The sequence below is a fragment of the Pseudophaeobacter sp. A-200-2 genome (genome assembly GCF_041008815.1).
Lineage (GTDB): Bacteria > Pseudomonadota > Alphaproteobacteria > Rhodobacterales > Rhodobacteraceae > Phycobacter > Phycobacter gallaeciensis_A.
This window is the reverse complement of sequence record NZ_JAXGFU010000013.1, coordinates 61768-74838: the sequence shown is the minus strand read 5'-3', so window position 1 is coordinate 74838 and position 13071 is coordinate 61768. Positions and strand designations below refer to the sequence as shown.

The 13071-nt window shown below is 60.8% G+C and carries 10 protein-coding genes; 3 read left to right on the top strand and 7 right to left on the bottom strand.

The annotated features are described in order from the left end of the window. Positions 1-5: 5 nt before the first annotated feature. The 3 genes from SM766_RS18305 to SM766_RS18295 form a co-directional block, all read right to left on the bottom strand. Positions 6-893: a carbohydrate ABC transporter permease gene (locus SM766_RS18305; protein WP_274830197.1), complete on the bottom strand. Its 888-nt coding sequence runs from the start codon at positions 891-893 to the stop codon at positions 6-8. Further along, entirely contained in the window at positions 886-1758 is an 873-nt protein-coding gene (locus tag SM766_RS18300) for a carbohydrate ABC transporter permease (RefSeq protein ID WP_368948733.1), read from the bottom strand. Before SM766_RS18300 ends, SM766_RS18305 begins: the two co-directional genes overlap by 8 nt. 112 nt (positions 1759-1870) lie before the next feature. Continuing rightward, the gene (locus tag SM766_RS18295; RefSeq protein WP_368948712.1) at positions 1871-3127 is read right to left on the bottom strand and encodes an ABC transporter substrate-binding protein; all 1257 of its coding nucleotides are present in this window, start codon (positions 3125-3127) and stop codon (positions 1871-1873) included. Between the two features lie 205 nt (positions 3128-3332). On the opposite strand from SM766_RS18295, the gene SM766_RS18290 reads away from it, so the two are divergent. Both SM766_RS18290 and SM766_RS18285 read left to right on the top strand, forming a co-directional pair. After that, positions 3333-4031, top strand: coding sequence for a response regulator transcription factor (locus SM766_RS18290; protein WP_368948711.1), 699 nt, complete (start codon positions 3333-3335; stop codon positions 4029-4031). Between the two features lie 3 nt (positions 4032-4034). After that, positions 4035-5465, top strand: a complete 1431-nt coding sequence (locus SM766_RS18285) for a sensor histidine kinase (RefSeq protein WP_368948710.1) — start codon at positions 4035-4037, stop codon at positions 5463-5465. Positions 5466-5467: 2 nt separating this feature from the next. Here the strand turns inward: SM766_RS18285 and SM766_RS18280 are convergent, their stop codons facing one another. The 4 genes from SM766_RS18280 to SM766_RS18265 form a co-directional block, all read right to left on the bottom strand. Further along, the gene (locus tag SM766_RS18280; RefSeq protein WP_368948709.1) at positions 5468-8293 is read right to left on the bottom strand and encodes a Hint domain-containing protein; all 2826 of its coding nucleotides are present in this window, start codon (positions 8291-8293) and stop codon (positions 5468-5470) included. 293 nt (positions 8294-8586) lie between these two features. After that, positions 8587-10344 carry a methyl-accepting chemotaxis protein gene (locus SM766_RS18275; RefSeq protein WP_274832856.1) on the bottom strand — a complete coding sequence of 586 codons (1758 nt, stop codon included), beginning with the start codon at positions 10342-10344 and terminating at the stop codon, positions 8587-8589. Positions 10345-10543: 199 nt separating this feature from the next. Further along, the gene (locus SM766_RS18270) at positions 10544-11272 is read right to left on the bottom strand and encodes an amino acid ABC transporter ATP-binding protein (RefSeq protein WP_368948708.1); all 729 of its coding nucleotides are present in this window, start codon (positions 11270-11272) and stop codon (positions 10544-10546) included. A 107-nt stretch (positions 11273-11379) separates the two neighbouring features. Continuing rightward, a complete protein-coding gene (locus SM766_RS18265) occupies positions 11380-12042 on the bottom strand; it encodes a GntR family transcriptional regulator (protein ID WP_065272820.1) in 663 nt (220 codons plus the stop codon). Positions 12043-12223: 181 nt separating this feature from the next. Between SM766_RS18265 and SM766_RS18260 the strand changes: the two genes are divergently transcribed. Beyond that, entirely contained in the window at positions 12224-13033 is an 810-nt protein-coding gene (locus tag SM766_RS18260; RefSeq protein WP_368948707.1) for an ABC transporter substrate-binding protein, read from the top strand. The last annotated feature ends 38 nt before the right edge of the window (positions 13034-13071 follow it).

The window sequence follows — 13071 nt, the reverse complement described above, 5'->3', positions numbered from 1 at the left end:
TATCCTCATCCTTTGACCGAGCCAGCGGTAAGTCCGCGCACGAAGTAGCGGCCCGCGACGATATATACGAAAAGCGTGGGAGCTGCGGTGATCAGCGCCGCCGCCATGTCCACATTGTATTGTTTGACCCCAGTGGTGGTGTTCACCAGGTTGTTCAGCGCCACGGTAACGGGCTGTGCGCCGCCGGTGGTAAAGCTGGCCCCGAACAGGAAGTCGTTCCAAATCTGGGTGAATTGCCAGATCACCGAGACCACGATGATCGGCGGCGACAGCGGCAGAATGATCCGCCAGAAGATGGTGAAGAACCCGGCGCCGTCGATGGTGGCCGCACGCACCAGCTCATCCGGGATGGTGACATAATAATTGCGGAAGAACAGCGTGGTGAAGGCCAGGCCATAGACCGAATGCACCAGGATCAGCCCGTAGACCGTGTTGGTGATGCCAAGCCGTCCCAACGTCTGCGCCATCGGCAGGATCACCACCTGAAACGGCACGAAACAGCCGAACAGGATCAGGGCAAACACCAGATTGGCGCCGCGAAAGCGGAACTTGGTCAGGGCAAATCCGGTCAGCGCCCCCAAGAGGGTCGAAATCGCCACCGCAGGTAGGGCCATCCGCACGGAGTTCCAGAAATAGGGTTCAAGCCCGGTGCATTCGACGCCGATGCAAGCCTCGCTCCAGGCGTGGCGCCAAGCGGTAAAGTTCAGCTCGTGCGGCAGGGCCAGCAGTGATCCGCTGCGGATCTCTTCCAGCTCTTTCATCGAGGTACCAACCACCACATAGGCAGGCAGCAGAAACCAGACGGCGAACAGGATCAGCACGGCCCAGAGAAGCCCCCGCAGCAGCATCTGCTGGCCGGGCCGGGCCGTGGACAGGCTCAGGTGATCAGACATGTTTCTTGCCTCGCAGCTCGGAGTAGAGATAGGGCACCATGATCGCGGCAACCGTTGCCAGCATCACCATGGCCGAAGCCGCGCCGACCCCGATCTCGTTGCGGCGGAATGTCATTTCGTACATGAAGTTGGCCGGAAGGGTGGAGGCGTAGCCCGGCCCGCCCCCGGTCAGCGACACAACCAGATCAAAGCTCTTGATCGCCAGATGCGCCAGGATCACCACCGCGCTCATGAAAACAGGGCGCATTGAGGGCAGTATGATGCGCAGGTAGATCTGCCAGGGAGAAGCGCCATCAAGGCTGGCCGCCTTGATGATGTCCTGATCGACGCTGCGCAGGGCAGACAGGAACAGGGCCATCACGAAACCGGCGCTTTGCCAGACGGCGGCCATTACCAGCGCGTAGACCGCAAGATTCTCATCGACGATCCAGCCGAACCGGAAACTCTCCCAGCCCCAACTGCGCACCACGGTTTCCAGCCCCAGCGAGGGGTTCATGATCCATTTCCAGGCAGTACCGGTGATGATGAAGGAAATCGCCATCGGATACAGGTAGATCGTGCGGATGAACCCTTCGGCGCGGATCTTCTGGTCCAGCAATACCGCCAGAAGGCAGCCGATGACGGTGGCCGCGATGATAAAGAGGGCGCCAAAGACGAACAGGTTGTCGATGGCCACCGACCAGCGGTCCATCTGGAACAGCCGTTCGTACTGGCGGACCCCGGTCAGGGTATAATTCGGCAGCATCTTCGATTTGGTCAGCGACATATAGCCGGTCCAAAGGATGAAGCCGTAGACAAAGAACAGGATCGCCGCAAACCCCGGCGCCACAACAATCTGCGGCAAGAGGCGTGCCAAACGGTCCATCACAGTGGCAGAGGGACGGGTCACAACGGAATTCTTTCGCTAGACTGCGGGAGGTGACGCTGCGCGGCCCAGTTTTGTCGGGGCCGCGCAGCAGATCATGCAGCGCAGTGGCTTACATCGCCAGCTTGATGGCTTTCACCAGCTTTTCGGTCGCCTCGGTCGAGGACATGTCCGAATTGAAATGCGCGGTCACCACGTCGATGAAGGCACCGCGGATGGCGCCGGCCTGCGCAATTTCATGCGCCATCGACCCCATCAGCGTGCCGCCTTCGGCCGCTGCAACCATATCGTCCATGGATTTGATCGCGCAGGCATCGAATTCGCCGCGCGGTACATCGGTGCGGGCCGGGATCGATCCTTTGTAGAGGTTGAAGGTCTCTTGGAAGTCGGTGCCGAGGATCAGCTCAGCCAGCAGCGCCTGCCCTTCGACATTGTCATCCCCGCTGACGTTGAACATGGCAAAGCTGTCAGAGTTCAGAAGGTAACCGCCATCGGACGGGGTCGACGCGCAGATGTAATCCTTGCCCGGCTCCAGACCCGCCGCGGCGAATTCGCCCTTGGCCCAGTCGCCCATGATCTGCATCGCAGCCTCGCCGCGCATCACCATGGCTGTCGCCAGGTTCCAGTCGCGGCCCGGGAAATCGGGGTCCACGTAACCGCGCATCTTGCGCATCTGGTCGAACACCTTGACCATCGTGTCCGATCCCAGCGCCTCCATATCGAGATCGACCAGTGCTTTTTGGTAGAAATCAATGCCGCCGACGCCCAGAACCACGGTTTCGAAGACCGTCGCATCCTGCCAAGGCTGACCGCCATGGGCCAGCGGGATGATCCCGGCGGCCTTCAGCTTTTCTGCAGTCTCGTTGAATTCATCCCAGGTCTTGGGCACATCGGCGCCGACCTTGGCCAGAACCTCGGGGTTGGCCCAGATCCAGTCGACCCGGTGCACGTTGACCGGCACGGCCACGTACTGGCCATCGTATTTCACGATGTTCTGGATGGTTTCGGGCAGCACCTTGTCCCAATCCTGCGCCTCGGCAACAGCGTTGAGATCGCCCAGCGCGCCTGCCTCGGCCCATTCTTGAATGTTCGGCCCCTTGATCTGCACCGCAGCCGGGGGATCGCCTGCCAGCACGCGGGCGCGCAACACGGCAGCCTGCGCATCACCGCCACCGCCAGCGACGGGCGCATCCACCCAGGTGCCACCGCGCGCCTTGAAAGCTTCCTGAAGCGCCTGAACCGCCTTTGCCTCACCACCGGACGTCCAGTAATGCAGCACCTCGGCCTTGGGTTCAGCCATCGCGGGCGCGGCAACGGTCACGGCCAGCATCGAAACAGCGCCCAAAAGCGCCTTTGCAACGTTTTTCATAATATCCTCCCAGATCATGCCTGTCTCCTCAGGCACCTGATGGCTCACTCTACCGGACCTTGTGCCCGCGCGGTCCATTCAATTTGTTGCGATTTGTTGCGTTCTTCCGCACAGTCGCCCCCCGTGAGATACAAACTGTTACATACCCCGGCGCTGATCTCGCTATGATGGCGGTCCGGACATACGACCAAGGATACCCTGCCCCGTGCCCCGCGTGCATATCGTCGAAGATGACAGCGAGATTTCCGATCTTCTGTCCACCTATCTGTCAGGCCGCGGTTTTGACTGCTGCGTCTCTGCCTCCGCCGAAGCCGCGCAAGAACTGACGCCGCAGGAGTTCGACATCTACGTGATCGATGTCATGCTGCCGGGACAGGACGGGCTGTCGCTGTGCCGCTGGCTGCGCGAGCGATCAGAGGTGCCGGTGATCATCCTGTCGGCCATAAAAGGCGACACCGAACGCATCATCGGGCTGGAACTGGGCGCAGACGACTATCTGGAAAAGCCTTTCAATCCCCGTGAACTTCTGGCGCGGATGAACGCGCTGCTGAGGCGCAGCAAGGGACCCGGCGAGCGTAGCATGCTCACCGGACAAGTGCGGTTCTCCGGCTGGATGCTGGATTGCGCGCGGCAGAAGCTGCACAGCCCCGCAGGCATGCTGGTACCGCTCAGCTCAACCGAGTACCAGCTGATCACCGCGCTGATTTCCGCCCTGCCCGATCCGGTGTCGCGCGATGTGATCGGCCGCGACATCTTTGGCGTCGAGCTTGGCCCCGAGGACCGGCGTGTCGATATCCTGATCAGCCGCTTGCGCAAAAAACTCTCGGCCGCGGCGCCGGACGCGGATTTCATCAAGACCGTGCGCAACCGGGGTTATCAGTTCTCGGCGCCGGTCAGCGGCTGACGGATGCGGTTGCGCTCCCTCCTGATCCAGGGTCTGGGGCAATTGCCCGGATCTCTGGCCCAGCGCCTGCCACTGTTGGTGGCGCTGTCCTTTGTGGCCGGGATCGTGGTGGCGGGCTGGACCTCCTACCGCATCTTTGACCGCCGCTCTGCGCTGCTGATCGCCGAAACCTCGGGGCCTGCGATGCTGCAGATCCTGCGGCAGGCAAGTGGGCCCGATGGCGCAACGTCGGGCAGGTTGCCGCCCTATGAATGGCAGCGCACGCCCAGCGGCTTTACCGCCGAGGCCGCCCATACGGTGCCGCTGATCCTGATCCTCGACGGTCGCCGCCTGCGTGCCGCAGCTGTGTTCGACACGCCGCCGAAATTGCCGGACATCCTGCGCGCGGCCAGTGAACCGCAATCGCCCGAACGGCGTCTGGGCGACCTCTCGCGCGCGATCACCCGTCAGGACAGCGGCGCCACCCTGTCGCTGTTCCAATCTGACGGAACGGTGCTGTCGATTGCCGCCCCCAGCCTGTGGCGTCCGCGTCTGGAAGAAACCAAGGTGGCGCTGATCGGGCTTGCGGGTTTCCTCTTGGGCATGGCCGCCATCATCCCGCTGGCGCTGAACCTTGCGGCGCCCTTCCGGCTTTTGGCCCGGCGCGATCCAGCAAAGCTGCCGCCACTGGCGTCAAGCGAGGCCATTCAGGTACGCGACCGCATTGATCTGCTGAAGGAACGCTTTGCTGAGGAGCAGGCCCAGAAGGTGCGCGGACTGGCGGCGATTTCACACGATCTGCGCACGCCCGTCACCCGGTTGCGCTTGCGCAGCGAGCTCTTGGAGGATGAAGAGCTGCACCAGCGCTTCAGCGCTGATCTGGACGAGATTTCCGGCATTATCGACGGCGCCCTTGATCTGCTGAGCATCCGCCACCAAAGCGAACAGAGCCACCAGTTCGCCTTGGCGAGCCTCGTCGAAAGCCTGGTGGATGATTACCGCGACACCGGGCGCGCGGTGCGGTTTCTGGGCCAGCCGCCCCTGCGCCTGCCAGGGGTGCCCACCGTCTTTGGCCGCAGTGCTCCGGTAGACATATACACCGGCGGGCAAAGCCTGATGCAGGGGCAGCCGGACAAGCTGCGCCGCGCGCTCAGCAATCTGATCGACAACGGGCTGACCTATGGCACCGAGGTCTCGGTGTCGATTTCGGGAGCCGGATCCGAGGCGCTTGACGTCATTGTCGAGGACGACGGGCCGGGCATTCCCCCCGACCGGATTGCCGCCATGCTGCGCCCGTTTTCCCGGGGGCATATCGGCGGTGGCGGCGTTGGACTAGGGTTGGCGATTGCTCAGGAAATCGCCGAGCTGCACAATGGGGAGCTCTTCGTCGAGAATACCCGGACCGGGCTAAAGGCAACCCTGCGACTGATGAGGGGACCAGTCCTGCCAGAGTGACATCAGGCGGCTGGCAGGTGTTGCAGGTCCCGCCTCTTCAGAGACTGGCGTGCCAGATCTCCATAACCGGTGCGAACATATCCGCGGCCCTCTTCACCCGTCAGCCCGTGCACGGCGGCCAGTTCAGGGAAGAGATAGAGCAGTTCGCGCAGATCCTCGGCAGAGAGTCCGCGGATCGCTTCGGGGCCAGGCCAGAAGGTTTCGGTCGCGATGCCTTCGGCAAAGATCACCTCGTGCCGCTCGGTCATCAGGTGCACATAGGTGACCGGTCCCGTCACCTCTGAGAGCTGGCCGCAATTCTCGTCGACCTCTGCAAGCAATTTAGCCGACAGGAAGCTTTCGCCAAACGGTGTCTCCCGGTCAAAGGTACGGCGGTTGACCAGCAGGCGGTGTTGCGGCGACAACAGCATCGGTCGCTCTGGCCGCAGCAAGCCATCCGGGCGCAGGCAATAAGGGCGCAGCTCCGGTCGCAGCGCCAGTTCGGCCGGGCTCAACTCGCGTTTACCGACCCAGATCACCGGCTGAAAACCGTTGTCGGCGGTCTGCAGCAAATCCCCCACCCGGATCCGCCCGGCAGGCACAGCGCCGCGGCTGGTGGCCAGCAGGACCTCTGGCGTGAAACAGGGAATGCCCGCAGACATCAGCTGGGCATGGGATGAGATATCCCCGGGGGCAACGCCGCTCAGCACCAGTTTCTCACCGCCCGGGAAAGACAAAAGCGCGTTGCCGAACCCATCGTCCGTGACGGTGACATCAATCGTGCGGATGGCCCCATCCGGCCCGGTGCCACCGGTCAGCTCAGAGACATCAAGCTGGTCGTTGAAGAACGAGTCGCTGTCATCGTCCGCCATGTCGAAGTCGCCAATGGTATCGACGCCGCCCGAGGTGGTCAGCACCATCTGGTCATAGCCGGCGCCGCTGGTGATGGAATCATCCCCGGCACCCATCTTGATGGTGTCATCGCCCGCGCCGGAATCGATCTTCACGCCGCTGGCATCCGCCGAAGCATCAACCACATCGGCCTGATCCGTCAGGGTCAGCGCTTCGATCTCGGAAAAGGTAATCGTGTCGGCGCCGTCGGTAATCGTCCCGGCTTCATTGCCAGTGTAGGTGACCGAAACGCCCGTAGTGACAGCCGACATATCGACTGTGTCGTAGTCAACCCCGGCCTCGCCGCCCGTGAGGGTGTCATTGCCAAAGCCGTCGGACATCTGAAAGACATCCGCATCGGCCTCACCGAACATCAGGTCATCCCCGGCGCCACCTACAAGCAGGTCGTTGTGGTTGCCACCGTACATCGTGTCGTTGCCGTCGCCGCCTTCCAGCGTATCGTTGCCATCGGTTGCAACAATGCTGTCGTTGCCGACGCCGCCGACAAGACTGTCATCCCCGGCCGAGTTCTTGAGCGTATCGTCGCCCTCGCCGCCGATCAGCGTGTCATTGCCAAGACCCGTGGTCAGGTAGTCGTTGCCAAGACCGCCTTCGATGTAGTCGTCGCCATCACCACCCGCGATCGTATCCGCGCCATCGCCACCGATCAGCGTGTCATTGCCGGTGCCGCCATCCATGGAATCGTCACCGGTACCACCATCAAGGCTGTCGTTGTCATTGCCACCGTAAAGGGTGTCGTTGCCCTCTCCGCCTTCCAAGGTATCGTTGCCATCGGTCGCAACGATGCTATCGTTGCCAACGCCGCCGACAAGGCTGTCATCCCCGGCCGAGTTCTTAAGCGTGTCATCGCCTTCGCCACCGATCAGCGTGTCATTGCCGATCCCGGTGGTCATGTAATCGTTGCCAAGACCACCTTCGATGTAGTCGTCGCCATCGCCACCGGCCAGCGTATCCGCACCATCCCCGCCGATCAGAGTGTCGTTGCCGATCCCACCTTCCATGAAATCGTTGCCAGCCCCGCCATCAAGGCTGTCATGACCTTCCTCCCCGAACAGGGAGTCATCCCCACCCTGGCCAAAGACCACATCGTTACCATCACCTGCCAGAACCGTGTCATTGCCTTGTTCGATGGTGGTGACGACGGCATCGTCGATCACATCACCCGATAGTGTGAAACCGGCCAGGCCGTCGCGCGTTTGCAGGGTGAACTCGATCGAGGAACGGTCTTCGAATCCGGCCGAGAACCAGGCGTCCTGATCGGTGTAATCGTTCAGCTCAGTCCCGGTCGCGGTGACCATATTTCCGTCGATCGAGGTGTTGAGCGAGGAATCCGCCGACACCCCGAAGGAGGTGAAGCTGTTGCCATCAATGATGACCGCCTCGGCATCGCCCGCGTAGCTGTTGTCATCCACATCGTTGAATGTCGCAGTCGAATTCAGGTAGATCGGGTCGCCGGTTACTGGGTCAAAGAATTCCAGGCGGAAGGTCGCCCGGTCCCCCGGCTGATCACCGTCCAGCAGGACCTCTGCGCCCTCTGCATAGCCGAATTCGACCCACATGTTCGGGTTGGATTTCTCGACCAGAACCAACCTACCCCAGACCGTGCTGCCGTCCTCCAGGGTTGCGATGTCGCTGAAAACGGCGTTGTCGCCAGAAGAACCGGTCCAGCCATCGTGAGACACGCTTTGAAGGTTGCTGAGCTTCAGCTCCAACGGGCTGGCATCGATACCCTGGTCGAAACCGTCGCCCATGTCGCCAAAGATAATATCGTCGCCGCCACCGCCGTCGATGACATCATCACCCTCTTCACCGGCGACCGTATCGTCACCGAGATCGGCACTCAGTGTGTCATCGCCGGTGGTGCCGCCCATGTGGTCGTTGCCCTTAGTGCCGGCAAGGGATGCAACGAGGTCGGATAACCAGTCTGGTTCAGCCATGGTGTTTTCTCATTCTCATGCGGTTCGGGTCAGAGGCAGTACAGGAAACGGTTTACAAAGGTCCGCAGTAGCACCAGCGGCAACATCTACAGACATGTCGGTAAAAAAACGTAAATCAGCGCCAAGGTCTTTGTATTCGGCTCAGTATCCATCGGCACTGCGTAGGGGCAGATCCGGCTCATCACAGGTTCTGAGATGCCGCTTGCGGCGCCTCCCCGAAATACACACCCCGACAGCCTGCGCAGCTGCCGGGATGTCTCGCTTTAACAAGGCTCGCATCGCCAAGCCGACGCTCAGGCCGCTTGCTGTTCCGCGTCCGAAGTGCCTGCGAAACGCTGCAACAGGTCGGTCAGACGCGAGGATTCGCTCTGCATTTTCTGGCTTGCCCCGATCGTTTCGTGGACCATAGCCGCGTTCTGCTGCGTGACCTGATCCAGCTGTGCAACGCCGACGTTGATCTCTTGCAGGCCCGAGGCCTGTTCGGTGGCAGAGGAGGCGATGGAGGACACCAGCTCAGAAACCTCGGTGACGCTCTTGACGATCTCGCTCAGCGTGTCACCGGTTGCCTCTACCAGGCGTTCGCCCTCTGCAACCTGCTTAGCGCTGCTGCCGACGAGTTCCTTGATATCATTGGCCGATTTGGCCGCCAGATGGGCCAGACCGCGCACCTCGGAGGCGACAACAGCGAAACCGCGGCCCGCTTCACCCGCCCGCGCAGCCTCGACGCCAGCGTTGAGCGCAAGCAGGCTGGTCTGGAAGGCAATATCGTCGATGACGGTGATGATCTTGGTGATGCTTTCCGAGGTTTCTGCGATCGAGCTCATCGCCGCCTTGGCCTCCTGCATGACCTGACCACCGCTTTCGGCGCGGGTGCGCCCGGCCTTGGCCTGCTGATCAGCAGCCTGTGCCTGTTCTGCAGCCGATTGTACGCTGGCCGACAGCTGCTCCAACGCGGCAGCGGATTCTTCCAGAGTAGCGGCTTGGGTTTCGGCACGCTGCGACATTTCATCGGACATCGAGGACAGGCTGCGGGCGTTCTGATCCACAGCGCCGGCACTGATCCGCAATTCCTCGACAAGATCGCCCAGCGCCGAGGCCAGATCGTTGAAGTCGATGCACAGCATTTCATAACTTTCACCCAGATCGACCCAGTCGCCAGAGGGAATGCGCTGCTGCATGTCACCACCCTTCAGTCGCGCCATCGACGAACTGAGGATCTGGAACAATTCCACCCGGCGTGCATTCTCGTGCTGGTTTTTCTGCTCGGTCACCTGCGCTTCGGCAAGCCGGTCACGCAGCCCGGCAAGATTGCGGGCAATCTCTCCGACTTCATCGCCGCGATGGGTATCCGCGATTTCGCTGCTGTAATCCTCGTCCATCAGCCGCTTCACCGCACGAGCGGCTTCGACGATGGGACGACTAAGAAGCACACCGAACACCAGCGCCATGATCAGAGCACCGGCCATGGCGGCAACACTGATACCGAGCTGCAAAAGCCGACTGCGCTCAATCAGTTGAGTGATTTCGGCTTCGACCGCCTGTGTGCGCTCACCCATCGTGTCTTGCAGGCCATTCACGGTATCACGCAGGAGGGCAATGGCCGGAACGATCTCGGCATAGGCCAGATCCCGCCGTTCTTCGGGTGCAGCCCGTTCAAGAGCCGCGGTCGTTGCAGCAAAGCTGTCCAAGGTCGGCGTCAGAGTCATCACGGTCTTGAAGACATCCGGTTGCCGTGCGCTGGCGATGGAAACATCGACGAAACGACCTTTGGCGGCTTCGACTTCGGCAACGACCTCTTCGATGTTGCCGCGCAGACCGGCCAGACCGGCATTATCGCCGCCGGTATAGGCCAGAAGATCGGCCAGCCCCTGTTCGATATCTTCTTTCATGTCGTCCAGGCTTTTCAGCTGAGCGACCACGAGGCGGGATTGATAGATGCTTTCGGTGAGACGGTTACTTACGAGCCAGGATGTCACGGCAATGGCCGCAAGCATGGCAACAAAGGTGCCGCCCAATAAGAAAACCTGAGTGCGCAGAGAGAAACGGTGCATAGTTACTTACCTATTTGGAGCCTTCACAGAGCGCTCATAGCCGTGCTGTTGCAGGACAACACACGCCCTGGAGATCTTCACGCTAGGTAAAATTAATGTATATCCGGTTACCCCCGCCCCTTTGGAAAGGTGAATCAAACGGAAAACAGGTTCAATTTTCCGCATTCATTCCGTTTTCTGAGCAATCGGACGCCCCCCCTCAATGGCCAAGAATTTGGTTGAGGAAACCCTGGGTCCGTTGGTGTTGTGGCGCAGAAAAAAACAGCTCTGGCGTGTTTTCCTCGATGATTTTTCCCTCATCCATGAAGATCACCCGATCCGCCACCTGCCGGGCAAATCCCATTTCATGGGTTACGCAAACCATGGTCATTCCGGTTTCTGCCAGCTCGATCATGGTGTCCAGAACTTCCTTAATGACCTCAGGATCCAAGGCCGACGTCGGCTCGTCAAACAGCATCACGCGGGGCCGCATGCACAGGGCCCGGGCGATGGCCACCCGCTGCTGCTGACCACCGGACAATTGCCCGGGATATTTCTCTGCCTGGTCCTCGATATGCACCTTTGCCAGAAAACTGCGGGCAGTGGCCTCGGCCTCCGCTTGCGACAAGCCCCTCACGGACATTGGCGCCAGAATGCAGTTTTCCAGGATCGTCATATGCGGGAACAGGTTGAAGTGCTGAAAACACATACCAACCTCGGACCGCACCTGCCCGATGTTCTTCAAATCCGAGGTCAGCTCGGTGCCATCGACGACAATCTGCCCTTCCTGATGGGCCTCCAGCCGATTGATGCAGCGGATCAGCGTGGATTTACCCGATCCTGATGGCCCAGCGATGACGATCCGCTCACCCTTCTTCACCGTCAGGTCGATCCCCCTTAGCACGTGAAAGTCGCCATACCATTTGTTGAGACCGGAAATCTGGATCACGGCCTCTTCGCGCGTCTCAGTCTAGGCCGGATTGGTCAGTGTCGGATTGGTCATGTTCTGCCTCTGAAAAGCCTTTGAAGTGCGGCGCGGGCTGTGGCGCCAGTAGTTCATTCTGTGTCCGCCTCACGGCCCGATACCCGCAGGTAGCTATCCTCCCCGGCCAGCACGAAACGCATCAGCAAGAGCTCCACATCCGCGCTCCTGCGGCTCTTGAAAGTCTCCAGCATGCGGCGGTGAAAGGCGACCAGTACCCGGTGCGCCTGGGTGTCGCGCAGGGTTGCCATGCGGACCGCCTGTATCTGCACCATGTAGCGCTGGATCGTGTCGCGCAGCTCGGCATTCGGAACCGCCATGACCCAGGTCCGCCGGATATCCTCGGAGGCGCGGTAGAGCGCCTCTATGTCTCCTGTCTCAAGCGTGCTTTCAGACAGGGTAACGGCCTGCTGCATCCGCTCGAAATCATCAGCCGTCAGCTCATGCGTGGCGAGTGCGGCAGCCCGTGGCTCCAACAGGCGTCGCAATTCAAAGATTTCCAGAATCTGTCGCGGCTCCAGCGTTGGCAGGGTGAAGCCCCGGGTGGTGCTTGCCAGATAGCCCTCGTGCGTCAACCGCATCAGGGCATCGCGCACCGGCATCCGCGACACCTCGAACTCCGCTGCAATGGCGGTATCCACCAGACGGTCATCGGGGGTCAGTTCACCGCGCTGAATGCGCCCCAGATAGGCATCATAGATCACATCCTTCATGTGCCGCTTAGGTGTATCCGACATGTGAGCCCCTACTTTCGTATACAGAAACAACAAACTAATCCCTTTATACACAGCCATATAAGGCCTGAAAAGGTTTATACTTAAAATAAAAGCTTGAAGCCGTATACTGATTCTGACTACCGTAGACGATAAGCGCGGAGCCCAATCAACCGCGCAGTTTGCTTCAACAAGGGGGTTTCCCATGACTTTCAGAACTCGAATGCTTACCGGACTGGCCGCAGCGGCCATGGTCGCGGTATCCGGCCTTGCGGCAACCGCGCAGGAGACACTCAAGATCGGCTCTTACCCGGCCAACCCGCCTTGGGAGTACAAGAACGAAGACGGCAAGTTCGAAGGCTTCGAGGTCGACATCATCAACGAAATCGCCTCTCGCATCGGCGCCGAAGCCGAGATCAGCGGTCTCGACTTCCGGGCGCTTTTCGTCGCTACCGCATCGCGTCGGGTGGATGCGGTGATTTCCTCGCTCACCATCACCAACGAACGGCTTGAGGCGCAATCCTTTACCCAGCCTTATTTTTCCGGCGCTCTGGGTGTGGGGACCAAGGACGGCGCAGGCATCGCCAGCGTTGCGGACCTTGGCGGCAAGCGGGTCGGTTCCATCGCGACCTCCTTCCCTGAAAACTGGCTGAAAGAGCGCGAAGGTGAAATCGGCTATGCGTCCTATTCCAGCTACGACAGCACCGCCAACATGCTGACGGATCTGCGCAGCGGTCGTATCGACGCGGCCGTCAATGACATCGTCGGCCTGCGCTATGCCTTCAATCAGGAACACATGACCGGCCTGTCCATTGCGGCCGAGATCCCGACCGGGGACAAATTCGCCATCATGATGCCCAAGGGATCGGAACGCCTTGAGGCCTTCAACGACGCGATTTCAGAGATGAAGACCGATGGCACCATGGCGAAGCTTTACGAGAAATGGTTCCACGTTGCGCCCAAGGCCGACAGCCTGACCGTGACCCCGCTGCCGGTCCCGACCTCGGCAGACTAAACGTTGGGCGCAGCGGGGGGTGGGATCGCCCACCCTCG

Coding starts and splice junctions, on each gene's coding strand:
- SM766_RS18295 (WP_368948712.1), bottom strand. CDS start 3,127: ATGAAAAACGTTGCAAAGGCGCTTTTGGGCGCTGTTTCGATGCTGGCC.
- SM766_RS18285 (WP_368948710.1), top strand. CDS start 4,035: ATGCGGTTGCGCTCCCTCCTGATCCAGGGTCTGGGGCAATTGCCCGGA.
- SM766_RS18260 (WP_368948707.1), top strand. CDS start 12,224: ATGACTTTCAGAACTCGAATGCTTACCGGACTGGCCGCAGCGGCCATG.
- SM766_RS18300 (WP_368948733.1), bottom strand. CDS start 1,758: ATGGACCGTTTGGCACGCCTCTTGCCGCAGATTGTTGTGGCGCCGGGG.
- SM766_RS18275 (WP_274832856.1), bottom strand. CDS start 10,344: ATGCACCGTTTCTCTCTGCGCACTCAGGTTTTCTTATTGGGCGGCACC.
- SM766_RS18280 (WP_368948709.1), bottom strand. CDS start 8,293: ATGGCTGAACCAGACTGGTTATCCGACCTCGTTGCATCCCTTGCCGGC.
- SM766_RS18265 (WP_065272820.1), bottom strand. CDS start 12,042: ATGTCGGATACACCTAAGCGGCACATGAAGGATGTGATCTATGATGCC.
- SM766_RS18305 (WP_274830197.1), bottom strand. CDS start 893: ATGTCTGATCACCTGAGCCTGTCCACGGCCCGGCCCGGCCAGCAGATG.